This is a genomic window from Rhodococcus sp. 1R11, assembly GCF_004563845.1.
Classification (GTDB): domain Bacteria; phylum Actinomycetota; class Actinomycetes; order Mycobacteriales; family Mycobacteriaceae; genus Rhodococcoides.
This window is the reverse complement of record NZ_SPNG01000011.1, coordinates 225,387-250,214: the sequence shown is the minus strand read 5'-3', so window position 1 is coordinate 250,214 and position 24,828 is coordinate 225,387. Positions and strand designations below refer to the sequence as shown.

23 protein-coding genes and 1 pseudogene are annotated in these 24,828 nt (G+C 61.2%); 12 read left to right on the top strand and 12 right to left on the bottom strand.

The window, feature by feature from the left end; translation table 11 throughout:
* The 3 genes and pseudogenes from E4P29_RS26435 to E4P29_RS19895 form a co-directional block, all read left to right on the top strand.
* A pseudogene (locus E4P29_RS26435) lies at positions 1–131 on the top strand (dTDP-glucose 4,6-dehydratase); the annotation flags it as partial.
* Positions 132–601: 470 nt separating this feature from the next.
* Positions 602–1,561, top strand: coding sequence for a hypothetical protein (locus E4P29_RS19900; protein WP_135046856.1), 960 nt, complete (start codon positions 602–604; stop codon positions 1,559–1,561).
* A gap of 291 nt (positions 1,562–1,852) precedes the next feature.
* Positions 1,853–2,896 carry a glycosyltransferase gene (locus E4P29_RS19895; RefSeq protein WP_167735551.1) on the top strand — a complete coding sequence of 348 codons (1,044 nt, stop codon included), beginning with the start codon at positions 1,853–1,855 and terminating at the stop codon, positions 2,894–2,896.
* A 1-nt stretch (position 2,897) separates the two neighbouring features.
* On the opposite strand, the gene E4P29_RS19890 is transcribed toward E4P29_RS19895, so the two are convergent.
* The 7 genes from E4P29_RS19890 to E4P29_RS19860 form a co-directional block, all read right to left on the bottom strand.
* Positions 2,898–3,860: a glycosyltransferase gene (locus E4P29_RS19890; protein ID WP_135046854.1), complete on the bottom strand. Its 963-nt coding sequence runs from the start codon at positions 3,858–3,860 to the stop codon at positions 2,898–2,900.
* On the bottom strand, positions 3,857–5,695 hold the full coding sequence (locus E4P29_RS19885) for a glycosyltransferase family 2 protein (protein WP_135046853.1): 1,839 nt from the start codon (positions 5,693–5,695) through the stop codon (positions 3,857–3,859). The genes E4P29_RS19890 and E4P29_RS19885 overlap by 4 nt, the downstream gene beginning before the upstream one ends.
* Positions 5,695–6,450, bottom strand: a complete 756-nt coding sequence (locus E4P29_RS19880; RefSeq protein WP_167735550.1) for a glycosyltransferase family 4 protein — start codon at positions 6,448–6,450, stop codon at positions 5,695–5,697. Before E4P29_RS19880 ends, E4P29_RS19885 begins: the two co-directional genes overlap by 1 nt.
* Positions 6,451–6,844: 394 nt before the next feature.
* The gene (locus E4P29_RS19875) at positions 6,845–7,990 is read right to left on the bottom strand and encodes a glycosyltransferase (protein WP_135046851.1); all 1,146 of its coding nucleotides are present in this window, start codon (positions 7,988–7,990) and stop codon (positions 6,845–6,847) included.
* A gap of 58 nt (positions 7,991–8,048) precedes the next feature.
* Positions 8,049–9,470 carry a sugar transferase gene (locus E4P29_RS19870; protein ID WP_245154419.1) on the bottom strand — a complete coding sequence of 474 codons (1,422 nt, stop codon included), beginning with the start codon at positions 9,468–9,470 and terminating at the stop codon, positions 8,049–8,051.
* Positions 9,471–10,049: 579 nt separating this feature from the next.
* Entirely contained in the window at positions 10,050–11,369 is a 1,320-nt protein-coding gene (locus E4P29_RS19865; RefSeq protein WP_135046849.1) for a UDP-glucose/GDP-mannose dehydrogenase family protein, read from the bottom strand.
* 201 nt (positions 11,370–11,570) lie between these two features.
* Positions 11,571–13,037 (bottom strand): sugar transferase, encoded by a 1,467-nt coding sequence (locus E4P29_RS19860; RefSeq protein WP_245154412.1) that lies wholly within the window; start codon positions 13,035–13,037, stop codon positions 11,571–11,573.
* A gap of 657 nt (positions 13,038–13,694) precedes the next feature.
* Between E4P29_RS19860 and trpS the strand changes: the two genes are divergently transcribed.
* Positions 13,695–14,741: a tryptophan--tRNA ligase gene (trpS, locus tag E4P29_RS19855; RefSeq protein ID WP_135046848.1), complete on the top strand. Its 1,047-nt coding sequence runs from the start codon at positions 13,695–13,697 to the stop codon at positions 14,739–14,741.
* A 45-nt stretch (positions 14,742–14,786) separates the two neighbouring features.
* On the opposite strand, the gene E4P29_RS19850 is transcribed toward trpS, so the two are convergent.
* The gene (locus tag E4P29_RS19850; protein ID WP_135046847.1) at positions 14,787–15,158 is read right to left on the bottom strand and encodes a VOC family protein; all 372 of its coding nucleotides are present in this window, start codon (positions 15,156–15,158) and stop codon (positions 14,787–14,789) included.
* 190 nt (positions 15,159–15,348) lie between these two features.
* Between E4P29_RS19850 and E4P29_RS19845 the strand changes: the two genes are divergently transcribed.
* The 6 genes from E4P29_RS19845 (at position 15,349) to E4P29_RS19820 (ending at position 19,736) form a co-directional block, all read left to right on the top strand.
* Entirely contained in the window at positions 15,349–16,338 is a 990-nt protein-coding gene (locus tag E4P29_RS19845) for a hypothetical protein (RefSeq protein ID WP_135046846.1), read from the top strand.
* 98 nt (positions 16,339–16,436) lie between these two features.
* A complete protein-coding gene (locus E4P29_RS19840; RefSeq protein ID WP_135046845.1) occupies positions 16,437–16,634 on the top strand; it encodes a hypothetical protein in 198 nt (65 codons plus the stop codon).
* 106 nt (positions 16,635–16,740) lie between these two features.
* Positions 16,741–17,577 (top strand): alpha/beta hydrolase, encoded by an 837-nt coding sequence (locus E4P29_RS19835; RefSeq protein WP_135046844.1) that lies wholly within the window; start codon positions 16,741–16,743, stop codon positions 17,575–17,577.
* Positions 17,570–18,160, top strand: a complete 591-nt coding sequence (locus E4P29_RS19830; protein WP_135046843.1) for a TetR/AcrR family transcriptional regulator — start codon at positions 17,570–17,572, stop codon at positions 18,158–18,160. The genes E4P29_RS19835 and E4P29_RS19830 overlap by 8 nt, the downstream gene beginning before the upstream one ends.
* Positions 18,161–18,287: 127 nt before the next feature.
* Complete coding sequence (locus tag E4P29_RS19825; RefSeq protein WP_135046842.1) at positions 18,288–18,833, top strand: GNAT family N-acetyltransferase; 546 nt, start codon at positions 18,288–18,290, stop codon at positions 18,831–18,833.
* A gap of 234 nt (positions 18,834–19,067) precedes the next feature.
* Complete coding sequence (locus E4P29_RS19820; protein ID WP_135046841.1) at positions 19,068–19,736, top strand: hypothetical protein; 669 nt, start codon at positions 19,068–19,070, stop codon at positions 19,734–19,736.
* 149 nt (positions 19,737–19,885) lie between these two features.
* On the opposite strand, the gene E4P29_RS19815 is transcribed toward E4P29_RS19820, so the two are convergent.
* Positions 19,886–20,335, bottom strand: a complete 450-nt coding sequence (locus E4P29_RS19815) for a GNAT family N-acetyltransferase (RefSeq protein ID WP_209205470.1) — start codon at positions 20,333–20,335, stop codon at positions 19,886–19,888.
* A 26-nt stretch (positions 20,336–20,361) separates the two neighbouring features.
* Between E4P29_RS19815 and E4P29_RS19810 the strand changes: the two genes are divergently transcribed.
* Entirely contained in the window at positions 20,362–21,036 is a 675-nt protein-coding gene (locus E4P29_RS19810) for a TetR/AcrR family transcriptional regulator (protein ID WP_135046840.1), read from the top strand.
* Here E4P29_RS19810 and E4P29_RS19805 read toward each other — a convergent pair.
* Positions 21,020–21,634, bottom strand: a complete 615-nt coding sequence (locus E4P29_RS19805; protein WP_167735549.1) for a LysE family translocator — start codon at positions 21,632–21,634, stop codon at positions 21,020–21,022. The two genes, E4P29_RS19810 and E4P29_RS19805, sit on opposite strands and share 17 nt — an antisense overlap.
* A complete protein-coding gene (locus E4P29_RS19800; RefSeq protein WP_209205469.1) occupies positions 21,631–22,647 on the bottom strand; it encodes a redoxin family protein in 1,017 nt (338 codons plus the stop codon). The genes E4P29_RS19805 and E4P29_RS19800 overlap by 4 nt, the downstream gene beginning before the upstream one ends.
* Before the next feature lie 136 nt (positions 22,648–22,783).
* Here E4P29_RS19800 and E4P29_RS19795 point away from each other — a divergent pair, with 136 nt between their 5' ends.
* Positions 22,784–23,938, top strand: a complete 1,155-nt coding sequence (locus tag E4P29_RS19795) for an NAD(P)/FAD-dependent oxidoreductase (RefSeq protein WP_135046838.1) — start codon at positions 22,784–22,786, stop codon at positions 23,936–23,938.
* Here the strand turns inward: E4P29_RS19795 and E4P29_RS19790 are convergent.
* Positions 23,901–24,764 (bottom strand): helix-turn-helix transcriptional regulator, encoded by an 864-nt coding sequence (locus E4P29_RS19790; protein WP_135046837.1) that lies wholly within the window; start codon positions 24,762–24,764, stop codon positions 23,901–23,903. The two genes, E4P29_RS19795 and E4P29_RS19790, sit on opposite strands and share 38 nt — an antisense overlap.
* Positions 24,765–24,828 lie beyond the last annotated feature (64 nt).

Here is a 24,828-nt window from a genome sequence, read left to right as displayed (position 1 = left end):
CAACCTATGTCGACTTCCGCGCCGGATTGAAAGCGACCGTCGACTGGTACCGCGACAACGAGCAGTGGTGGCGACCGCAGAAGGATGCCACCGAGGCCGTCTATGCGGCGAAAGAGTCCGTACTGCCCTGATACCGCCCACGGCCACCCGACCAATGGATTTGCGGAGACTGCAGCGAAGTTGGATGGCAGTCCGCGGTTCACCTTGAACGAGCACCCGACGATGACGTTCGTCAATAGCCGTGTTCCTCGCTCATGTGTCCGACCCCACTCGTGTTGTCCATCGGGGAACCGGCAGCCATAGTTAGCAAGTGACGTCCATGGTTCAACGAAAGGCCCGGCCGCCGCTTGCAATGCTCCGGGGGCCCGTCCTGTCCCTCGCATCACAGGGCACTGGCGTGGTTCAGCTCGCACTCCTGATTTGGCGGAACGGTGCGAACACTTCGACGGACGCGTATTTCTACCTGTGGAACCTTGGCCTCCTGCCAACGCTCACTCTGCTCGTCGGTGTCATGTATCCAATGCTGCTAAGCGAACACCGAATATCCAGACGAGGGGTGGGGATTCTCCGCTGGTCAACCCCCCTCCTAAGCATCGTTTTCGTGGGAGTAGGTGCTGCGTGGCTGGAATTGAACGGCAAGCTAGGCATCGACCTGCTCCCCATCGTGGCAGCGAGCGCAGCAAACGCCGCGATACAGGCAGTGGTGTGGTTTCGAGCAGTATTTTCGGAAGCAGAAGGCGACCCGCGTTGGATGTCAGGAATCGCTCTGCCCGCCAACATGCTTGCTGTACTGACACTACTGATCCCCTGGGGTGATCCAGTTCGATCAGTCACAGCGATGCTCATAGCCCTGTTCCTTGGGAACATCTGCTTGTTGCTGGCGATGGTCCGCAAAGGGGTCGGCAACACGGCACTCGCGGCAGTTCCATTGGTGGGAATACGGTCCAGGTCTGGTGCGGGATGGTTCTTTGCACGCTCCGGAATTGGACAAACCGCAGTTGTGCTGATTCAGTCCACTGCAGTTCTGCTTCCAGCGTCTAATCTAACGATTCTTAGCGTTGCAACCAAGATCGTCGGTGCCGCGTCAGCCACGCTAGTCAATGCCGTCGTCCCTACCCTGATCCATCAATCAACCGACTCTCCAGCCTCTGGTCGGAAATTCCTTCAGGCTTTATGGATTGGACTGACGCCAATCGCTCTGGGAGGCAGCGCCATTGCCTTCGTCTGGTATCGCGAACTCCTAGTTCCGGTCGCCATTGTAGGCATCTGGCTCATCTGCGCGACTACCGCCGCAGTTGCGCAGCGAATGACCTTCCGGTTTCTTCCGCCAAGCGCGTCCAGACTAACAATGGTGTCTGTCAGCGTGGTCGCGGTAGCTGCAATTGTTTCCTCACGAGTGGGCAACTTCGACGTCAACGTTCTACTCGCCGCATACGCGTCGGTTGAGGCACTGAGCGGAGCGCTACTACTCTTCGCGCTCAAAGTTCGACTACTAGGATTCTGCACCATTCTTTGTTCCGCATTCTTGACGGGCGCATGGATCGGCAGCCTCACTTCCTAAGCCCGATATCGGCTGCATCAACCCGCCGGTGGGCTGCGTCGTCCGTTTGAATGCAATTCGGACCATGGACCGCTGATCCTTGCCAAACCGGGCTACTCTCCTGTTTGAGTTGATTCGAGTGGAGTCAGGTTTGGGAATTGGGGAGATACAGTGCTTGCCAACCGATACGCGCACGGCGCACACCCACCCCAGATCTACCCCAAGATGCCCAAAACGGACAAAGCTCCGAATGTTCCCGTTCTTCGAATCTACGAATCCATCCGCAGTACCCACCTATCGGATCTTCGAACGATGACCGCAGGGCATCTTCTGTATCGCGAGAAAATGTACGACTTCGAGGAGCAACTCACCGAACATGTCAGCATCGAGCGGGCGAGCAGACTCCGGACAGTCAGGCGCATACTTTCCGCGAACGAGCAGTTCATCGAGATCAACGAACCGTTCATGGTGAGGGCTTGGCCGTCGCTTCTTCTATACACGACTGCCGCGAGGGTCTCTCGCAGTGTCCTTCGCAAACGGTTTCAATTGACTACATACGCAATCGAGAACAACTCACCGGTCCTGCCCATCCAGGAACTGCTTCCGCTTCCGCCAAGTTGGGTGCAAAACGTCGTTCAAGCGATCTGCGCCTACATCATGAAACCGGTGGATCGAGTCGCGTTCGGGACCCCCGGTGCCGCGAGCAACTACCGCCTGTTGGTACCGCAGCTACTGGCGAAAATCGATGTCGCAGAAACTCTGGAGTTGCCTACGCCATGCACCTGCCATGGCCCTGCCAAGAGCTCGAACCTACTCTTTGTGGGTGAGTTTTCGGATCGCAAGGGAATCAGGCAGGCGATGCGTCTGTGGGATCAAGTATGGGATTGCCCCGACATCACGTTCACGATGATCGGTCAGGGCCCGCTTCTCGACCTCGTACTCGACTGGAGCAGGGCTCACTCCAGAGTCCAAGTAGTCGTTGACCCGCCGCGTGAGGAAATCCACTCCCATCTGCGAAGGGCGTCAGCCCTAGTTCTTCTTTCCCAGTCGACTCCGCGTTGGCGCGAACAGATCGGCCTTCCGATCATGGAGGGGTTGGCCCATGGCTGTGAAATAATCACCACCGACCAAACTGGCTACGCAGAATGGCTCGGCGCAAATGGTCACACGGTCGTTTCCCAAGACGTCGACTACAGACGACTTGCCGAGGTGATACTGGGCAAGATACGAACACCCCGGCCTGCAGCCCAGATCGTGGGCACCCTTCCACTCACCAGCTCCCGACACGACTTCGATCGATGGATGAACTCAGCTCGCACTTACAACGACCCCGACGCGACGGCTACTGCACGTTGACCTAGCGACCGGTCAGATGGTCCACGGCCGTCAGCACCCGTCCGATGTACGCGTCCAGGCTGAAGTGTTCCGTCCAGTACCCCCTGACCTGTTCACTGTCTAGCGGCCCCTGAGTGCGGGCGATCAATTGATTGAGAATCGATGCCCCCGGCTGCAAGTGTGTAACGAACCTTCCGTCTACGTACCCATCCATACCGGTGCATTCCGATGACACCACCGGTATCCCACACTCCAATGCACCGACACACACCATGTGCCCAGAAGCTCTGGGCTTGTTCAATATCGGCAAGAACACAACGTCACTCGTACTCATGATCCTGCCGAACTCCTCCGAACTCACCCGCCCGAAATGTTCGATCTCGCCGCGTTCTCCCCGCCACAGTCGGGAACCCGAGCCGTCGGCAATGATGAGCCGTACGCTTCGCGTGTCTGCACGGACTTCGTCGACGAGGGAGTTGATGAGTTCGGTATCGCGATCCGAGGTACCGCCGATGAATATCGACGGAACTTTCGAAGACGCTTTCGCACTGGGGTACCCAAAAGTGTTGCCGTACAACACGGCGGTGGCCCTGCCACCCTCAGCCACCCATTGCTCCGCTTCGATCTCAGCCGTTGTCACTATTGGGATGTCTTTCAGGGACCGTCTAAGGAGCTTCCAGCTGTTGGTGCCTGGCACCGCATAGAGCCCGGTCACTGCGAAAGCTGACACTCCTACAGCTCTCAGCGCCACGGCAATCCACGGATTCGCACACAAGAGGCTCTCACTACCGTGTCGAGGTCGCGCTTTGGCGGCGAGCAAAAAAGAGTCCATAGCGATGCCGAAGACCCGTTTCCCGAAGCGCACTCCCGAAGGTGCCGCATGCTCGAAACGAACTATCGAAGTCACTCGCCCGGAACGCGCCCATGCCTCGTCCACGCGCTCACTACGTCGCCCCAAAGCGAGCATGGTCAACTCGCTGCTCATGACACCGACCCCAGCCAGCGGTCCCAGCCGGCCACGCTGGCAACCCGTACTGCGTCCGATTCTGGCTGATCGCCGGGTTCTTTGCGCTCGAGCGCATACTTCACGGCCTCGGACCAAGTTGACGAATACGACGGACCGACAAGAAGCTTGCGATCAACGCCGGCTAATTCGTCGAGGCTGGTTCCGCCTAAGCCGACTACGGGTGTCCCCCGCTCGAAGCAGCGTATGGCCACACCGCTTTGGAAGAACTTCCGATAGGGAATCACGACGACGCTCGCTGAGTCCACAGCATCGTCGAAATCCTGCTCTGACAAGAAAACATCAGTGACTGTCCAACCCTTCACTTCAGGCCAGCCTCTGCCCAGTATCTCCAGGTCGACGTCTGCGATCGAGACCGCAATCTCCTCAAGCGCCACCAAGTCCCGGTCTGGTTTGTACTGCCCGAGCACCCTTACAACTTGCCGGCGGGAGACCTCCCCACTGCGTCGCATCGGCGCGAGGACTGGGTGAGGAAGCACAGTGCTGTTGATGCTCGAAGACTCCGTGACTCTTCTCGCCGCTTCACTGTGGATGATGAATCTATCGCCACCGAACACTCTCGCGAGCCGGATCGAGACTGCGTCGTAGCCGATGGCCCGCACGAGTGGGCTTGGGTCGTGTAGAACGACAAAAGCTCGAGGACCGGCGAGAAAGCGAACCAGCACTGCGTCGAGGTAGCCCAAGGCCGGCCATACGACGACAGTGGCGCGGCGTTTCTTGGTCAATCGCGATCGGATCAGTAGACGGAAATATGCCGAGAGCCATCCCAAACGGGAGCGGCCACCGTGCGAAGGCTCGAACGTCGACAACGTGGTGTTTCCGAAGCCTAGAGCGTTGATCACATCTGTCAGTTCACGTTCGTAGTGAGCAAGCGCCCCACCGAGTGGATTGACGATGACGACTGGGCCGCCCGCTGGGTCGCGCACTCGTCTGGCATCGTTCCAGCCCTTGATCATTGAGGAAACGCTGCTCAGGCCCCTCCTGTGTCGCAGGTCGGACAATGCGCGATGCGCGATCGACCACGGTGTTGCAGCTACGCGACTGACCAGTGTCCCGTTCCACCTCTGAAACAGCTGCATGTTGCGCCCCAGATAGTAGGGCGGGATTCCACCAGACGACTGCCACACCCGAGCAGACGGTATCCACAGGATGTTCCATCCGCGACTTCTCAGCGCGACGTGGTGATCGACCTCTTCCATGTACATAAAGAACCGCTCGTCCACCGCCCGGTCTCGCAATGCGGATCGTCTGGTGACCAGGAACGCGCCATCGAGCCATTCCCTGTCCACCTCCGCATCTGCTTGAGGAGGAAGCTCTGCGGCTCGGTGGAAGTAGTGCCGAGGCAGCCGGAGCGTCGGGGTGAGTAACCCGCCGGCGGACCAGATGAATTCATCCTCTTCCCCGGACGTCAGCGTCGGGCCAACAATCGCGGCGTCAGGGTTTCGGTCCAGCGCTGCAACAAGAGTTCCGACCGCGCCCTTTTCGACACGACACTCATGAGTGGACACCAAAAGATAGTCGTATGGTGCCCCGAGCGAATCTGCATACTCGACACCACGGTTGACCGCAGCACCGTAGCCACGGTTCTCCTCGAACAAGAGATGCACTCCGTCCGGCAGCAGTGACGCAAGTTCGGCACGCCGGTCGGGTTCTTCTCCGTTGTCTACTACGACCACACGCTTGGTGTCGATTCCGTCATCGATCAACAGCGCTACCGTCGACCCGATCGAGTCATAACTCTTGTGGTGCACCACTACCGCCACCACGCGATCAACGCGACTTGCCGAGTTCGTCATCAGTTCCCGTTTCTACTCTGATTCTCGGTCGAGCCTTCGCTGTGTAATTGCCGGCCTTGGTTCATCCACTTGTCCGCCGCGACTCGACCGGCCACCTCCGGCAGTGATGCGATGACTTTGTCGCTGGTCAGAGGCTGTTTCAAGCGATCGAGGATTTCGCCGGCCAGCTCCGTGGACAACTCACCTGCGGGTAGAACCGAATGCCCCTGCGCCGCAAGCCAAGTGGCAAGCGCTGTCTCGTCGCTCGTCACCACCGTCGCGCCGACAGACAGTGCCTCGAGGATGGGCAGACCGATCTGCTCTCTCCACCGACCGGCACGAACCGACGGTGCGACAAGCAGCGCACTTCCGCCGACGAGGCTCGACACTTGGGAATGCGGAAGTCGACCAACGAAGTTTCGGCTGCGAGGGTTCTTGGCGCTCCATTGCTCGACTTCGCGGCTCATCGGCCCGTCACCCACGATGGTGAGGACCGCCTCCGGACAACTCTGCTCCACCGACGGCCATGACTTCATCAGCACGTCAATACCTTTGCGGGGCTCCAAAACACCCACAAAGGCCACTCTGCCTCGGCGGCTTTCCTCATCGGACGGCAGCAAACTACGGGAATACGGCCTTGCGGGTAAGTTCACCACGACCGAATGATCGATGCCTTTCACCATCGGAATCGACTGATATGTCGCACGCGACCCTTCACTCCCGAAGCACAGGCGATCGACACTGATTCGTATGACGACGCCGAGCGTCAGAGTCAAGGGTCTCGAAAGGCTACCTGCGACACTTCGGTTTCCGAACAACAGATTGACCGGTTCATTGTTCTCGATTGCATAGGCGACGGTCGTTCCCGGAAACCGCCTCACGAGTCTCGACGCCTTCCACGCCAATGCCGCCAGCGCCGTCCTCGGTAGGAAGCGCATCCACAGTGGTTCCGGAAGCTCCAATATGATTGCACGCGAGAGAATCACGTTCTTAATTAGTCCGAGCAGCGATACGCGCTGAAAATCGTCGGGTACTGAAGTGCCGGGTAAGTCCGAGTTCGTGTCAAGATACAACGTTTTCGCCGCAGTCAGGTACCGGCTTCTCTTGACATGATCGGCTCGTAGCTCCGGAATTATGCGGAGTACTGAGGGTGGCTCACTCATCTCGAGGCTAGCTGTCCCCGACACGATTCACGAGCCTGTCGCTATGTGCCGTACCGGGTCTAGCGACTTCCTCCAGCAACGACTCGTAGCTGGAGCACACGCCTTCCCAGGTGTAAAGCTCTCGCGACCGCTGAAAAGACAACGCCGCAGACGAGTCTTGCCACGTCCTGTCGGTCATCGCGCGACTCACGGCAGCCGTGATGCTGGAGGGGTCCGGCTGCACGAAAGTAGCAGTCTCGGAAAGTACCTCCCTGTTGTAAACAGTGTCACGCGCAACCACTGGAGCGCCGCAGGCCATTGCTTGAACAAGCGCTGGATTCGTCCCACCGACGCTGTGACCGTGGAAGTAAGCGCCGGCATGTTGCCATAGCGAAAACAGCTTCTTGTCATCGCTGACATGACCGAGCCATTGCACGCGAGAAGACTCGTTCGCCAGTTTCGCGGCTGCAAGATCCATCTCACCGCCGTATCCCGACGAGCCGACGATGACTACGTCCCACTTCTTTCCGAGCTCTCGGGCGGCCTCCAGGAATTCAGGCACTGTGTTCTCTGGTACGAATCGGGCCACGATCAGTACGTATTCCCTGGACCTCAGGCCTTCCACGACGGGAAGGCGGTCGGGCGCATCCCCGCCGTACGGAATGAACACTCCGTCACGGCCGAAATCGCGACTCCAACGACGCCGGATTTCGTGTGAGTCGCACACCAACTCGGTTGCATACTTTGCTGTCAAGCGTGCTCCGCCGCGGAACACGCGCTTGGCGTTGGTGCCCCACTTTGCCCGCTCCCACTCGATACCATCGACATTGACCACCGTCGGAATCCCACGAGAACGAAGCAGCGGAAGCCAGTATCCGTTGGCTACGTTCATGATCAGAGCGACATCTGGCTTACGTCGGGCCGCATTGATAGACGACGACAACCCATAGCTCAGTGTGCTGAGGGACTTGGTTTCGAGCCCCTTGGTCATGACGGAATCAACACGTGGGTCCAGCAGCGGATCGTCGTTCTTCACTGCATCGGGACGACCGTAAACCGTTACGTCCCAGCCGGAGTCGACAAGGTACGGGCTCAGACGCCTGACCAGCGTCTCGAAACCACCATAGTAACTCGGATACCCCCGCGTACCGATAATCGCAACTGACTTACTCATCGAACAACTGACCTTTCCGGCACTTGAGCTAGGCGACGAAACCCGAACCTGCGCAGACTCAATACGCTCCGTCGCTTCCGGCAACCGCCTTCACGGTCTTTGCGATGATCAATAGATCCCCCACCATCGACCAATTCTCCACATACGAAAGGTCCAGCCGGACAGTTTCTTCCCACGACAGATCGGATCGTCCACTGACCTGCCACAGCCCGGTGACCCCCGGCTTGACCAGCAAGCGACGACGAACGTCACCGTTGTAGGTTTCCACCTCGCGGCGTAGTGGCGGCCTCGGACCAACGACGCTCATCTCGCGCCTGAGCACGTTGATGAACTGAGGAAGTTCATCGAGGCTGAAGCGACGCAAGATCTTGCCGACCGGGGTTACCCGCGGATCGTTCCGCATCTTGAACAGCACCCCACCGGCACCCTCGTTCTGGTCGAGCAAATGCGCCACCTGCTGGTCCGCATCCACGGTCATGCTGCGGAACTTGATCATCGAGAACGGCTTTCCGTCAATACCCATCCGCTCCGACTTGTAGAACACCGGTCCACGACTAGTGACCTTCACAGCAATCGCTACTGCAAGTAGCACCGGCGAGATCAACACCAGAACCAGCGCCGCAAACGTCAGATCGAAAGCGACCTTGCTGAATCGTGTCGCACCGTTGTACTGCGGCTTCTCGACGTGAATCAGAGGGAACCCTGCGACTGGCCGCATCACCAAACGGGGGCCGGCAACATCAACGACGCCAGGCGCGACCACCAGGTCGACGTTTTTCTTCTCCAGGTCCCAGATCATCTTGCGAATGCCCTTGTGGCCTAGATGTTCGGTGGCCGTCACCGCGACCGTATCGGCACCGCACTCGTCGATTGCAGCGAGGACGTCTCTTTCACTACCTAGTACCGGAATATCTGCACCCTCGACGTGAACGATTCCATCGCTCGGCACCTCGTAGCCGGGCATGCACATCCCCACCACCGCGTAGCCCGAGGACGGCGAACGCTCGAACGACTCGGCCATCGAGACCGCAGCTGAGCGGCTTCCGACGATCAGCACCGACGTCTTGTACTTGTCTTCGCTGCGGAGTCGAGTGACCACCTTTCGCCACAGCCAGCGACTGATCAGCAACGCCACCAATCCCACGGGAAGCGCGATGGCCAGGTACAGGCGGGCAAAGTCGATACGGAACAGAAGGGAGATGATCGCGATAACACCGAAGAGCCGGAAGGTGGCCGACACGATGCGGCGGTACTCCTCGGCGCCGTTGCCGATCACCCGGGTCGACCGGGTTCGGAAGATGGCTAGAAACGCGAGCCACAGGCCGGCGAGTGCGGCTGATACACCCGTGTAGATCGCAGAGTTCGTGAAGCCCGACATCTCGACCCCTCCGAACCGTACGAACTGGGCGAGGGCAACGGCCAGGACCACTGCCAGTACGTCGGTCGCCCTGAGGCGGGCGATGTACTGGTGTTCCCACACATGCCTGGACGTGAGCTTGCGGGCCTTCAACTCCCCTGACCGCGAGGATCCCCAGAGTGAGCGTGGTGCAGCCCCGACAGATGCCACCTGCTCCCCTCCTTCTGCACTTGACCGACCACTCTGGGTGGACGCTTGTCTGTAAATCGGAACCAGTCCGGAATGCCACTGGTATCGAATTGGAATAGTCCCACGCTGCTATCCGAAGCACCACGCGAGCGGCGTAGATCACAGACGAATAACAGTTCCCGTTCGGTTTACCACACCTACGCTGACTAGGCGAAACGGGCGACAGGGGCTTACCAGGTGTAACCGCCGCGTGGTCCAGAAACGTTACACATGAGCATCATCGACTTACTCTGGTGAGAATTCACAGCGCCCCGTGCTGTTTATCGTGCGATCGAACCTCCGATAGGCGGGCTCGCGTCTCCTAACGAACCTCGATACTTGTTCACGGGCGCAACAACAGGCGAATTGACTTTTATTAAGTGTCAGTTAATTCGGATTACAGATACGTGCGGATAAAGTGGCGCACAATTCATTCCATCGAATGAATTGTGCGCTGGACTTGTTTGTCTGTGCTCAGGGACGACCCAAGCCTCGGTAGTTCCAGCCCGCCGCCCGCCACTGCTCCGGGTCCAGGCAGTTACGGCCGTCGATCAGCTTCTTGCTGCGCACCACACCGTCGAGGTCACTGGGGACAAGCGCCTTGAACTCTTTCCACTCCGTCAGCACCAGCACCACATCGGCACCCTCGCATGCCTCGAGAGCGGTGTTGTTGTAGGTCAGCGTGGGGAACAGCGCCCTGGAGTTCTCCATCGCTTTCGGGTCGTACACGTTGACCGCGGCACCCTGGAGCTGAATCTGACCGGCCACGTTCAGAGCCGGTGAATCGCGAACGTCGTCGGAGTCGGGCTTGAAGGCCGCACCCAGCACCGCCACCCGGGCACCGAGCAGCGAGCCGCACGCTTCCCGCGCCAACTCGACCATGCGGGTGCGTCGTCGCATGTTGATGTTGTCGACCTCGCGGAGGAACGTCAACGCCTGATCGGCACCGAGCTCGCCGGCCCTGGCCATGAAAGCCCGGATGTCCTTGGGCAGGCAGCCACCACCGAAGCCGATGCCGGCGTTCAAGAACTTACGGCCGATACGTTCGTCATGGCCGATGGCGTCGGCGAGGACGGTGACGTCTGCTCCGGCCGCCTCACAGACTTCGGCGATTGCATTGATGAACGAGATCTTGGTGGCCAGGAACGCATTGGCCGAGGCCTTGACCAGCTCAGCCGTGGCCAGATCGGTCACCAGGAAAGGGATCTTCTCGTCGAGCAGCTGCGCGTAGACCTCGCGGGCCAATTCTTCCGCGCGACCCGGCCGCTCACGATCCACGCCCAGCACCAGACGGTCGGGATGCAGCGTGTCTTTGACGGCGTAGCCCTCACGAAGGAACTCGGGGTTCCAGGCCACCTCGACGCCATCGCCAGCCGGTGCCAGTTCGCGGGCCATGCGGCCGAGTCGCTCGGCGGTACCGACGGGGACGGTCGATTTACCGAAGATCACGGCGGGCTTGGTGAGCAACGGCGCGAGCGTCTCGATGACCGAGTCGACGAACTTCATGTCGGCCGCAAACTCACCCTTCTTCTGGGGAGTACCGACACCGAGAAAGTGAACCTCCGCGAAGTCTGCGGCTTCCTGGTACGACGCGGTGAAGCGCAAGCGACCGGCCGCGATATTGCGCTGCAGCACCTCTTCGAGACCCGGCTCCCAGAACGGAACCTCGCCGGCCTCGAGCTTCGCGAGCTTGGCCGGGTCCACGTCGACGCCCAGAACCTCGTGGCCGAGTTCGGCCATGCAGGCGGCGTGCGTGGCACCGAGGTAGCCGGTACCGAAGACTGTGATTCGCATTCTGCTCGTTCCCCGTCGATTGCGCTGCTGAGCGATGTTCGGTCGAGACACAGTCTCGAGATCGTGAGGGCCACTGATCAGATCACGCCCGCACCTGCGAATAGTAAACACATTTCGGGCCGCCGCGGTACTCGAGCGACCGCGCTGAACAGTTGGTTACGCAGAGAAGAACAACACCAGCGGATCGGTGTCGAACTGCCCTCAGTACGCGCCTTCACTCTTGGCGACCGCAACCGCTGTCTTCGCGATGATGAGCAAATCGCCTGTCATAGACCAGTTCTCGACGTACGAGAGATCCAGACGCACGCTCTCTTCCCACGACAGATCAGATCGGCCACTCACCTGCCATAGCCCGGTGATGCCCGGCTTCACCAGCAATCGTCGTCGCACTTCGCCGTCGTAGGTTTCGACTTCACTGCGCAGCGGCGGGCGCGGACCCACCACACTCATCTCGCGGGTGAGGACGTTGACGAACTGCGGAAGCTCGTCGAGGCTGTATTTGCGCATCACCTTGCCGACGGATGTGACGCGGGGGTCGTCGCGCATCTTGAACAGCACGCCCGCACCCTCGTTGAGGGCAGCGAGATCCTGCACCCGCTTGTCTGCGTCCTGCACCATGCTACGGAACTTGATCATCTGGAACGGCTTGCCGTCCATACCCATTCGCTCGGACTTGTACAAAATCGAGCCCTTGCTGGTGAACTTGATGATCACCGCGAGGGTGAGCAGAACCGGCGAGATCAACAGCAACACCGACGCGGCGAAGACGAGATCGAAGGCCGTCTTCCCGAATTTCTTGGCCCCGTTGTACTGCGGCTTCTCGACATGGATGAGCGGGAAGTCCGATACCGGCCGCATCACCAGTCGCGGACCGGCAACATCCATGACGCCGGGAGAGACGACGAGATCGACCTTCTTCTTCTCGAGGTCCCACACCATCTTTCGGAGCCCGTGATGGCCGATGTGCTCGGTGGCCGTCACCGCAACGGTGTCTGCGCCGGAGACCTCGATGGCCTCGACGACGCTGTGCTCGTCCCCCAGCACCGGAATGTCGATGCCGTCGATCGTGAAAGACGCGGCGCTGCTGGGCTCGTAGTTGGGCAAGCAAATGCCGACCACGCTGTAACCCGCTCCGGGCGAACGCTCGAACGACCGCGCCATCGACAACGCCGAACTCTTACTTCCGACGATGAGCACCGACGTCTGATACTCACCACGCGCACGCTTGCGAGCGACCACCTTGCGCCATCCCCACCGGCTCAGCAGCAACCCGATCAGGCCGACGGGAAATGCGATGGCGAGATACAGACGCGCGATGTCGAAGCGAAACAGCAGAGACAGAATTGCCACGGTGCCGAAAAGCCGGAACGTGGCCGAGACGATGCGTCGATACTCTTCCGAGCCATTGCCGATGACCCGAGGGGAACGGGTGCGGAAGATGGCGAGGAACGTCGGCCACAGCACGGCGAGGGCACCCGATACGCCGATGTAGCCGGCAATCGACCACGGATTGCGAAAGTCGATATCACCGAATCGGATGATCTGCGCAACCGTCACGGCGAGGAGCACCACGAGTGTGTCGGTGATGCGCAATCCATCGATGTAGTGCGACTCCCACTCGCGACGCGAGGTCACCTTGCGCAACCGCCGAGCGTCGCGTCGAGACACGACCGATCCCAGCGCGCCCGAGCCGCTGATCGTCAACTGATTCCCCTATGCATCCGCTGTATCGCGCCCTGCGCGATCGACACGACTGCGTGCCACCCCACGGAGCAGACTAGCTGGTCCTTCATGCTTTGTCCTGATGAAGATCGGCAGGTAGACGCAGGTCGTTACATGTTTTTGCGGGATTTCCTCGACGTGTCCACGACGTTGCAGACGGCTCTCGGAGCTCCCGCTCGGGAGGTTCCCGCCCATTCATTAGCGCCGAATTATCGAATCGAAGTCAAGGGTTGTCGGTCGAACGGCGCACCGGAACAGGGCCGTCGATTCCGATTCGGCCGGCCCGTCGATGTTCGATCCGTGAGATGTCCGTCGAATGGTCGACGTCTGAATTGCGGGACCGAGGGTTCCACCCAGGTCGCCCGAAGTGCGATCTGTTCCGGCCGCCCGGAGGCCTGCATCGCCCACGGAGGTAGCAGCTCACGGCGCAGCGTCGGTCGACCTTGCTACCCTGCCGGAATGATCGACATTCATCAGGCTTGGTGGTGGCTGCGCTAGCAGCCCGGTCGACCATGTCCTGCGGGCTGTACTTCAGCCCGCCGGTCTCTCGAACGAACACGACGCGGCTGAAACAGCCCGCCCATTCGTACAGAGAGGTCTTCGATGAGCACCGACACCTACATTTCCAGCGTCGAGCGCAGCAATCTACTCGCCACCGATATCGCGGCTGATCCGGGCAGGTACCGCACGCTGACCGGGGAAAGGCCCACCGGGCCATTGCATCTCGGTCACCTGTTCGGGACGATCCGAGAGCGCGTGCGACTGCAAGACCTGGGCGTCGAGACGATGATCGTCCTGGCGGACTACCAGGTGATCACCGACCGCGACGCAATCGGGCACGTGCGACAGCACGTGTACGACGCAGCCTTGGACAACATGGCGGCCGGCATCGATCCCGACAGATCGGCCATCTTCACGCACTCGGCGGTACCTGCCCTCAATCAACTGATACTGCCCTTCCTCAGCTTGGTGACAGAAGCCGAACTCCACCGGAATCCGACCGTGAAAGCCGAACTCGCAGCCAGTGGTCGTGCCCTGAGCGGCCTGTTGCTGACCTATCCGGTACATCAGGCGGCGGACATCTTGTTCTGCAAGGCCAATGTGGTTCCCGTCGGTAAGGACCAACTCCCGCACATCGAGATGGCACGGGTCATCGCACGGCGATTCAACGATCGATACGCCGCGGTATTCACCGAACCACAAGCACTCCTGACCTCGAGTCCTGACGTTCCGGGACTCGACGGACGCAAGATGTCCAAGAGTTTCGGTAACGCGATCACGCTGTCGATGACACCGGACGAGACAGCTCAGGTTGTACGTAGAACAGCTACGGACTCGGAGCGACACATCTCCTACGATCCGGACACGCGACCGGGAGTGTCGGCGCTGCTCACTATCGCAGCACTGTGCACTGACACAAGCCCGGAATCGATCGCCGCCGATGTGGGCTCAGCAGGGTCGGGCGCACTGAAAACCCTTGTGACAGAGGCGGCCAACTCATTCCTTGCGGGACATCGTCGTCGTCGCGCAGAGCTTGCCCTCGATCCCGGCTATGTCCGGTCGGTAGTGCGTCGGGGGAACGACCGTGCGAACGAGATAGCCGAGCAGACCCTGGACGAAGTACGGAGGGTCATGGGCACCCACTACTGAGCCGGTCGGCACTGACGCACGCAATATTCGGAAAAGCGGTTGTCTCTATGGGAGGGGCTGCCCGACGTCGATTCGATTTCCGTCCGGGTCGCAGAAGACGAAGCCGCGAAGTCCGTAGTCCGCGTCGCGCAGCCGTTTGACGATACGCACCTGGTGTTCGATCAGGTGCTCGTAGAGGCCTGATGCATCGTCGACCATCAGGTGAGCAACGTTGTGGTGGCCAGCTCGGTGGCCGCTCACCAAGGTGAGGTGCAGCTCGGCGGCGTCTCGCCGGAGAATGACGAATCCGGTCGGGCTGCCATTGGTGAAGGTCACGGTCATACCGAGAACGTCGCGGTAGAACTCGATCGAGTGCTGTATGTCGGTGACGGGAATTGTGGGTGCGATGCGGCCGAAGCCCACGGTGGTTGCGCTCATGATCGATCTCCTTGCACAGAGTTCGGGCGGCGAGGCGGTGCTCGCGTCAACCCTGTCTCTGGGCGCGGTGGCCCCTGATCGAAGTGTAGACAATGAGCGCACCATCGCGTCAGTGAAGTACTGCTCACCCCGTCAGCGAGATACGTGCGAGGCGACCGGTGGCGACGTCGTCTGCCACTACCCTTTGGGCATGCGTCGCGTCGGATCGTCCCTATTTCTGATGGGCGTCGCGGTCGCAGCCGCATGGGGATGTACCCAGCTGAACCCGTTCGCCGACAGCGTCTCCTATCGGCCCCCGACAGCGAAGGTCGTCTCAGCCCCTGATTGTCTGGCCGAGAACATCTACTCAGCATTGACCGGCTCTGGGCCGTGGGATCCGGCGTTGACAGCCGATGCTCCGGATCCGGGGTACCCACCCAGAACGTTCGAGCCGGTTGCAGTAGTGCGATGCGAAAGAGGCGTCGACGAGTCCGGGATACAGACGGTGGACTCGGTACGACTCGAAGGCGACATCGATGCTGTCGACGCTGCGTTCTCAGTGGATTCCGAGCGCTTCCCTCCCGGCGTCATGGCGTCGTGCGCGTACGAGATGACCCCACCCGTAGGTCTGTGGTTCGTCGACGATGCCGGCGAGGCATTCCGTCCCGCATGGCCGGCGAGCCCGTGTGGTCTACAGAACGGACCGATCGAAGCACTGGCCGAACTCACCGAGGTATCCCGGTCGTCGCACTCGACCGGTTACGACGACCGATACACCACAACCTGCCAATCCAGTTCTTACGCAGATGGATTCGCGAATACCACCCCCGAGGAGGTGGCAGCCGCCGAGGAACGCGATGATCCGCTGGTTCCCTCCCTGGTAATGCCGATAGACGACGTGGACCGGCTGCAGTTGTGCACGGTCGCCACCGCGGAACCGCCACTCGATGCGGTCGGGTCTCTGACGACAATGAACCGAGCGGACAGCGCTCGGCTCGTCAGGTCGGTGGCGGACGCGCCCATCGCGCCGGCGTGCAATCAGAGCAGTACCCGTACTGCATCGACAGAATTGCGCAGACCCGACGGCTCGGGCCGCTCCTTTGTCTCCTTCGAGCTCGACGGGTGCCAACGCGCAGCGGGGTTTGGGTTTTATCGAACAATCCCTACGGAGGTCCTGGCCGCACTGACCCGCACCGGGTAAATCCTGCGTGGTCTCCGCACTGTGCACTCCACACATCTCGGTCAGCAATTAGGCTGTGTCCGAACTCTTTCGTGCCACATCGACGAACGGATACTCGTATGGCCGACAGCCCACAGAAACCGAATGCCGGCACGTACGTGCTGTACGGAGTAGTCGCGGGCATGTTGGCCGGTGTCATCGTCGGCGTTCTGATCGACAACCTCAGCATCGGGATCGGCGGAGGCATGTTCGTCGGCGCTCTCGTGTCGTCGATCTTCATTGCCCGCATGAACCGACCCCCAGGCTCGGGCAGCTGAACGAACATGCTGGCCTCGCGTCGGCTCGCATGAGGGGTTGACACCTTTGGCTAATCGGATTAGCTTTTAGCTACACCAGTTAGCCTCATCGACGTCGGAGCCAATCATGACCGAAGTACTCGCCATCGGCGACAACACCCTCGCATACGACCTGATCGGAGAAGGCCCCCTCGTCGTCCTCGCCCACGGCATCGGCGACAGTCGGCAAGCCTACCGATTCTTGGCTCCGGCGCTGGTAGAGGCCGGATACCGGGTAGCGAATCTCGACATTCGCGGTTGCGGGGAATCCAGTATCGGGTGGGACGGCTACAGCCGGACCGACATCGCCGGAGACCTCGTCGCCCTCGTTCGTCACCTCGGCGGCCCCGCAGTGATCATCGGACACTCGATCAGCGGAGGAGCAGCGACCATGGCTGCCGCCACCGCTCCCGAACTGATCGTGGGCCTGATCGAGCTCGCACCGTTCACTCGCGCAGTCACCTACTCCATGGGCGCACTGCTGACGAACAAGCGGTACCGCCGCGCGACCACACTGCTGGGTCGAACCCTGCTGAGCGGCAGCGTCAACGCCTGGCAGAAGTACCTCGATCTCGCGTACCCCACCAAGCCTGCCGACTGGGACGACGAGCTGGCCCGCATCGTCACTGTCCTCCACGAGCCCGGCCGCACGAAAGCCCTTCAGGCCATGTGCAAGTCGGCCCCCACCGATGCCGGTGCACAACTGACCAACGTCCAGTGCCCCGTACTCGTCGTCGAAGGCGATGCCGATCCGGACTTCGCGGACCCACGCGCCGAAGGCGACCGCATCGTCGCAGACCTGCCCACCGGCATCGGCGAAGTAGCCGTCCTCGACGGAGTCGGTCACTACCCACATGCCCAGGCCCCCAATGAGTTTCTCGCCGTTGCACTTCCGTTCCTCGCCAAGGCGCTGCCCCATGCCTAGGGCCGGTCTCGCGCCCGCATCGGTCACCGAAGCAGGTGCCGACCTCGCCGACGAGATCGGAATTGCGCAGATGTCGATGGGATTGGTGGCCGAACGGCTCGGCGTCAAGACCCCCTCGCTCTACAAACACGTCGACAACCTGGCCGACCTGGTGCATCGCGTGGGCGTGCTGGCCATGAACGAATTGGGTGACACCATTCGCGACGCCATCGCAGGGCGGTCCGGACGCGAAGCACTCGTCGCCGGAACGCGCGCAATGCGGGAATATGTCGTCGCCCATCCTGGCCGATATGCCGCGGGTAACGCCGCCCAGATCACCGGACCCGACGACCCACTCATGACTGCCGCCAACCGCGTCATGGATTCCTGGGCTGCAATGTTGCACGGCTACCGCATCGACCCGGCGCAACAGACGCATGCTCTCCGGATGCTGCGGAGCCTGCTGCACGGATTTGCCACTCTCCAAGCGGAACACAGCTTTCAACTCGGCACCGACCTCGACGAGAGCTTCGACTGGATGATCGACTTCGTGGACCAATCCCTCAGTCGAGCTGCGAAACCGACGCGTTCGGCACGTGATTGAGCCGTCGGCGGAGTCGGTCGGTCAGCGGTCGTGAAGTACCCTGCGCTTGAGGAACAATGGCGCAAAATTGAGGTGCGCATCCTCATTGGTCTGCGAAGCTACTCATAGGGATCCGCCATGATCTGGTATGAAGGCGGATATGAGTGCGGGGGGAGAGCGACACATCGTCGCGGAAAGCGAACGACTGAGCTTGGGCTGGTTCCTGCCTGAGGACTTCGATGCTGTCCACGCTTTTGCTTCCGACCCGCGCGTATGTGAGTTCATGACGTGGGGGCCGAATAGTCCTGCTGACACGCACCGGTTCTTGGTGGAGCGGTTGACGCCCTCGGCGGATGACTACCAGCTTGCGGTTATCGTCCGCGGCGAGGTCGTCGGAAGTGCGGCGGTGTGGGTGACAGATTCGGCGAACAATGTTGGCGAGCTAGGTTATTCGCTATCGGCTACGGCATGGGGGCATGGCTATGCGACCGAGGCAGCCAGGGCACTCATCGGTGTCGGGCGTGATCGACTCGGGCTAGTGCGGATAGCGGCGACGTGCGATGTCGACAACATGGCGTCTGCGCGGGTGCTGGAGAAGGTCGGAATGGTTCGTGAGGGCACTCTCCGATCGTTCAAGGTTGTCCGTGGTGAGCGACGCGATCACCACCTGTATTCCTTGATCGCGACCGGATAGCGCTTGGACGCGTGCGGTCTCGCGTCACGCCGCATTGATTGCGGCCGTGGGTGTCGCGGTAGCGTCGAGCATCGTCCTTGGCAGGAAGCCCGGGGATTCGACTTTTAGAAAAATGTGTTGCTCGTTTACTTGTGCCAAGGATTGCATCAAGGTTTACTGGCCATCCTGGAACAAACCGTTAGGTTTCCGTCGGTGAGAAACGCGTGACGGTCGATCCTCGTGAAGGAGTAACCCATGCGGCGTTTCTCAACCCACCGAGGGGTGTGCCGAGCGGTGTTGACTGCGCTGATGACAGTGTCTCTCGGTGTCCTGATCGCACCCACGGCCTTCGCGGACTGTGCGGGATTCGGATCGGAAACAGAACGGGTGACCTTCGCCCGCGATCGAGCTGCGATAGCTGCGATAGCGACTCCGACTGCTGTGGAGACGACCCCTCGCCCTCCATCGGGTGGACTTCCGGTGGCCGTGTACACCTTCACCATCGACACTGGCATCAAGGGTGTAGAAGCAGGTGAGAGTGTGAAGGTCGCTGCACCTCAGGATAATTCGAATGCACGCACCTTCGAGATCGGAAGACGGTACTTCCTCGCTCCGACCGAGTCGCGTCAGGATTCCGGTGGCGGCGATCTCACTCGTTTGGCTCCTTATGCGGACAATGCGTGTAGCCCAACAGCTGCTCTCGACGAGCTGAGTCCAGCATTCGCCAATCAGTGGACGCCGACGTCGACGAGTTCCACTGCCGCGCCTACCGGTAGTGCGACACCGTTGGCGATCGAAGGTGACATGGTCGATGACGGCAGCACGGGTGACGACGGGGCGGGGCCGATTCTTCTCGGTGTGGTCGCAGTGGTGGTTGTCGTCGCCGGCGGTTCTGTGCTGCTCGTGCGTCGACTACGTCGGTAGCCATCACCTGCCGTGGATGAGATCTGTTCTGTTCTAATCGATCGATTCCCGCGTCACCCACAGCGCGGACGGGACCTGAACTACCGTCGAACCCGCGGTCAGATCGGGTAATCGCGTTCCCCGTAGGCTCGAATTCACGGTCGACTCAGTCACTTCAGCCGCAGCACTCCAGCGGAGGTTGAATCGAATCCACATGCCACAGAGTAGAATTCGACTAGATGTTCCTCGTAATCGACGTGCAGCCACTCGATATCGGTTGTACGCAGATCGGAAACGACATGAGAGACGAGCCTGGTGCCGATCGCCTGGTGTCGCCATTCCGTAGCAACTGCGGTGTCGAGCAGGAACGCGTGCTTGCCACCGTCCCATGCTGCGTTCACGAATCCGCACAGCACACTGCCATGGAAGGCACCGACCCACGATTTGCTGTGTCGCTGCAACCGAGATCCCCAAGGCACCAACTCGTAGTTCCCCCCGAACGCATCGTGATGGAGCTGCGAAAGCTGGACATCATCGATGTCGAAGCGGACTCGGAAATCAACAGCCATGCCGAACAGCATAGAAATGTCGTCAATAGCCCGCAGTCCGGCATGGAACAACGTTCCAGTTGTGACAGGATTTGCGCATGCCAGTCAAGAAGCCGACACCCGCGCGACGTTCCGATGCCCTGTCCAAAGGGCGCATCGTGCAGGCAGCGATCGAGATGCTCGACGAGGGCGGCACCGATGCTCTGACGTTTCGCACCCTCGCCGCACACTTGTCCACGGGTGCCGGAGCGCTGTATCACCACGTCGGCAACAGGGAAGATCTGCTCACGGCAGCGGCCGAAACCGTCATGGCGTCGGTCTTGGAATCCTCGCCCGAGAACGAGCCGACAGAGCAGGGCGTTCGCGGCGTGATGATGAGGGTGTTCGACATGATCACCACGCGGCCATGGGTGGCGACGCAACTCGCCGGCGCGCCGTGGCAGCCGGCCGTCATGCATCTCTTCGACCGCATCGGAACCGAACTGGACGTACGCGGAGTTCCGGAGAATGCGCAGTTCGACGCCGCGTCCGTGCTCATGTACCACGCCCTCGGGGCCGCGAGTCAGCGCGATGCCGGACGGCAACTGGCCGCCACGGTGACGGACCGCGCGACATTTCTCGACTCCACACGCTCGGCGGTGACGGATACCGGCGACTATCCGTTCCTGACCCGAATCGCGTCACAATTCGCCGAACACGATGATAGAGAACAGTTCCAGGCCGGTGTCGACATCATCCTGGCCGGGATCGACCGAACTAGCGTAAGACGATGAAGACAGCGCACAGGAGAAAGACCGCGGCAGTGGTTCGGTCCACTATGCGTCGACCACCGCGGTCGAAGAAGCGACGAAGGCGCATCCCAGCAAGACCGTAGAGCCCGATGATCACTGCCATGACCGTGGTGAGGGTGAGTCCGAGCAACAGATAGTCCTCGACGTACACGTGTGAGAGGTCTATGACGCCGGGGAGTAGCGCAACGTAGAAGCCGATAGCCACCGGATTGGACATGGTGAGCACGATTCCGAGGCCGACACTGTGAGCTCGGCGGGAGGTGCCACGTGCGGGCACTGAGCGCGCCGACGTGCCAGCTGTCCTCCACTTCTTCGCGGCGAGATAACAGAGATACACAGCGCCGGCCCAGGTGAGGGCGCGAAGGATCGGCTCGTAGGCCGCCGTCGCCGCGGCGAGGCCTGCCATGGCCATGCCGAGGAGAGTCAGCTTTCCGACAATGATGCCGGCGGCCAGTCCAGAAACGCCCCGGAACCCGGAGTCGAGGGATCGAGCCGTCACCGCAACAACTTCGGGGCCGGGGGTGGCAGCTGATGCCGCGAACACTCCGGCGAACAGCGCGAGATCGGCAATGCCGATCACTGCCCGTCGCCGTCGACAGTGCGTGATGCGATCCGCGTCGGTGCCGTCACGTGCTGGGGGTGTTGATCGAGCCAGTCGAGGACGGTCTGCGCGTGTCGGTCCGGTGGGAACACCGGGTAGAACACGTGCTCGATGATTCCCCCGGTGATGACGAGAGCAAGTCGTCGGTAGACCGTGAGATCCTCTGTGCTGAACGTCGGTAGTCCGATCGCGTCGTGCAGAATGAGTTCGCTGTCGGTGAGCAGCGGATAGGGAAGTCGCAGTGCCCCAACCAGTTCCGATTGATATTCGACGGGTTGGCTCGACAGTCCATAGACCGCGCTGATCCCGGCCTGCACCAGCTCTGCATAGTGGTTACGCATGTCGCAGTTGTGCGGGCTGCATCCGCGGGCACCGGGGATGGCGTCCCAACCGTCGGGCATGTCATGCCCTGGTGCACCGGTCATCGGAAATACATAGACCAGGACACGGCCCGTTCCGAAGGCGGCGAGGTCGACGTGGCCACCGTCGGTGGACGGCAACCGGGTCGTCGGCATTGCCACCCCGCGCAGATGATCGGTCGCTCCGTCGTCGTGTGGAACGTCGAGGTCGGCCGGCAGCGGGGCGAGATTGGGATTGTGCGCATCGGCGGTGGCCCACTCGTCGGCCATCCGTGCGCTTGCCTCGGCGAGGTTGGCGACCAGCGCGACGCGTTGGCGATCGAGGTCGTCGATGGCCTGTTCGACCCGCTGAATCGCCCGGCGATACCCCGACAGCGAGGCGGGACAGGTGTCCGCGTGCAGACTTCCGGCGTTCAGGCAGTCGATGAACGGGTGCATGTCCGCGAGCGGAATTCCGAGTGCATTCAGCCGGTGGATATGCGCGACGACTCGAACCTGGTGGCGGTCGTACACGCGGTAACCGTTGGCGGCCCGTTCGGGGACAACGAGATTCAATGCCTCGTATCCGCGCAACGCCTTCGACGAGGCACCTGTCTCGCGGGTGACATCTCCAACACTCAGCAGGTCGTCCATCTCCGTACCGTAAACCCGGCCCCCAGGGGACAGGTCAAACGCGAAAGGCGACCGAGGGCGTCCGCCTACTTGACAGCGTTGGAACAGTGTTCCATTCTTACTTGGAACAGCGTTCCAACAACGGGCGGAGACATCCATGGCTACATCCATCTCGATCATCGGTGCAGGACTCGGCGGCCTGGTGCTGGCACGAGTACTGCACGTGCACGGAATCGCCGCCACGGTCTACGAGGCCGACGCCACGGCTGACGTGCGCACCCAAGGCGGGCAGCTCGACATCCACGAGGACGACGGGCAGGTCGCCCTCGCCGCGGCCGGACTCACAGAACAGTTCCGCGCCATCATTCACGAGGGAGGCGAAGCGACTCGCGTCCTACGCCCCGACGGCGAGGCTCTACTCGACGAACCCGACGACGGCACCGGAGGTCGACCGGAAGTACTGCGCGGCGACCTGCGACGCATTCTGCTCGACTCACTGCCGGCCGGCACCGTTCAGTGGGGGCACAAGCTCACCTCCGTCCGCCCCTTGGGCAATGGACAACACGCACTCGAGTTCGCGAACGGAACCACGGCGGTCAGCGATCTGCTCGTCGGGGCCGACGGCGCGTGGTCACGAGTCCGATCCCTGCTCTCGGCTGCCCAACCCGAATACGTGGGTACCGTCTTCGTCGAGACCTACCTCCACGACGTCGACGTACGTCACCCCGCGACGGCTCGCGCAGTCGGCGGCGGTGCCATGTTCGCCCTCACCCCGGGTAAGGGAATTTCCGTGCACCGCGAGGCAGGCGACATCCTGCACACGTACGTTCAGCTCAATCGCAGCGCCGACTGGATCGACGCGATCGACTTCAGTGACACCGACTCCGCCAAAGCAGCGGTCGCAGCCGAATTCGACGGTTGGGCAGCGGAATTGACAGCGCTGATCACCGACGGCGAAACCGCGCTGGTTCCCCGAAAGATCTTCACGCTCCCCAACGACCACCGCTGGGATCCCACGCCGGGAGTAACCCTCGTGGGCGATGCCGCACACCTGATGCCCCCATCCGGAGACGGCGCGAATCTGGCGATGTTCGACGGTGCCGAACTCGCTCTCGCCATTGCCGATCACCGCGACAACATCGACGAAGCGCTGTCCGTCTACGAGGCGTCCCTGTTCACCCGAAGTGAAGCGGTGGCCATCCAGTCACACGAAACGCTCGACCTCTGTCTCGGGGAACGCTCCCCGTTCGGAATGATCGACCTGATCACCGGCGTCACCCCTGTGAGCTCGGGTGATCGTCTCTCGCAGTAGCAGATTCACTGTCCGACGCCGTATCGAGCGCGAGGGCTGCAAGCAGCCGCAAGCCGTCCTCGCTGGCACTGCCGGCCGCGGCGCTCAGGACGATCATCTCCATTCCCGGCTCACCCGGCAGAGCGAAGTTCTCCTGATGCAGCTCCAACAGACCCACCAGTGGGTGACGGTAGGCCTTGCGGCCGTGGGTTCGAGCGCACACATCAGCGCGTGCCCACAGTCGACGGAATCGATCACTGCCCATGGATAATTCGCCGATCAGTGACGCCAACCGAGGGTCGTCCGGATACTGTCCCGCAGCGAGTCGAAGGTGCCCGACGACGTCCATGGTGCAGGTGTTCCAGTCGTCGTACAGCCCCCGCTCGGTTTCCTCGAGAAAGATGTGCCGTGCAGTGTTCAACCCCGGGACGGGTTGGCCGTACAGCACACGTGCAAGTCGGTTGGCCGCAAGCACATTCATGCGGTGGTCCATGATGAACGCAGGTGCCCCCTGCACCAGATCGAGGACGCGTAGAAGTTCCGGTCGCACGCGCCCCTTCGGGGTCTTCGCGGGCCGGCGACGTCGGCGGGCGAGCCGATCCAGGTGCGCCCGTTCGGTGTCGTCCAAAGCGAACACCCGCGCCAGAGCGTCGAGAATCTGGTCGGATGGCTGTGTGGCGCGGCCCTGTTCGAGACGAACGTAGTAATCGATGCTGACGCCCGACAGGTGAGCGACCTCCTCGCGCCGCAGCCCGTCTACGCGGCGATACCGGTCGACGGGGATCCCGACCGAGGCCGGATCGACACGGGACCGCCGAATTCTCAAGAAGTTCGCCAAATCGTCCACACCTGAAGTATCCCCCGGATTCGTCGGTCGAGAGTGGTACCGCCGATACCAGGAACACCGACCA

Coding starts and splice junctions, on each gene's coding strand:
- E4P29_RS19895 (WP_167735551.1), top strand. CDS start 1,853: ATGACCGCAGGGCATCTTCTGTATCGCGAGAAAATGTACGACTTCGAG.
- E4P29_RS19890 (WP_135046854.1), bottom strand. CDS start 3,860: ATGAGCAGCGAGTTGACCATGCTCGCTTTGGGGCGACGTAGTGAGCGC.
- E4P29_RS19885 (WP_135046853.1), bottom strand. CDS start 5,695: ATGACGAACTCGGCAAGTCGCGTTGATCGCGTGGTGGCGGTAGTGGTG.
- E4P29_RS19875 (WP_135046851.1), bottom strand. CDS start 7,990: ATGAGTAAGTCAGTTGCGATTATCGGTACGCGGGGGTATCCGAGTTAC.
- E4P29_RS19865 (WP_135046849.1), bottom strand. CDS start 11,369: ATGCGAATCACAGTCTTCGGTACCGGCTACCTCGGTGCCACGCACGCC.
- trpS (WP_135046848.1), top strand. CDS start 13,695: ATGAGCACCGACACCTACATTTCCAGCGTCGAGCGCAGCAATCTACTC.
- E4P29_RS19850 (WP_135046847.1), bottom strand. CDS start 15,158: ATGAGCGCAACCACCGTGGGCTTCGGCCGCATCGCACCCACAATTCCC.
- E4P29_RS19845 (WP_135046846.1), top strand. CDS start 15,349: ATGCGTCGCGTCGGATCGTCCCTATTTCTGATGGGCGTCGCGGTCGCA.
- E4P29_RS19840 (WP_135046845.1), top strand. CDS start 16,437: ATGGCCGACAGCCCACAGAAACCGAATGCCGGCACGTACGTGCTGTAC.
- E4P29_RS19835 (WP_135046844.1), top strand. CDS start 16,741: ATGACCGAAGTACTCGCCATCGGCGACAACACCCTCGCATACGACCTG.
- E4P29_RS19830 (WP_135046843.1), top strand. CDS start 17,570: ATGCCTAGGGCCGGTCTCGCGCCCGCATCGGTCACCGAAGCAGGTGCC.
- E4P29_RS19825 (WP_135046842.1), top strand. CDS start 18,288: ATGAAGGCGGATATGAGTGCGGGGGGAGAGCGACACATCGTCGCGGAA.
- E4P29_RS19820 (WP_135046841.1), top strand. CDS start 19,068: ATGCGGCGTTTCTCAACCCACCGAGGGGTGTGCCGAGCGGTGTTGACT.
- E4P29_RS19810 (WP_135046840.1), top strand. CDS start 20,362: ATGCCAGTCAAGAAGCCGACACCCGCGCGACGTTCCGATGCCCTGTCC.
- E4P29_RS19800 (WP_209205469.1), bottom strand. CDS start 22,647: ATGGACGACCTGCTGAGTGTTGGAGATGTCACCCGCGAGACAGGTGCC.
- E4P29_RS19795 (WP_135046838.1), top strand. CDS start 22,784: ATGGCTACATCCATCTCGATCATCGGTGCAGGACTCGGCGGCCTGGTG.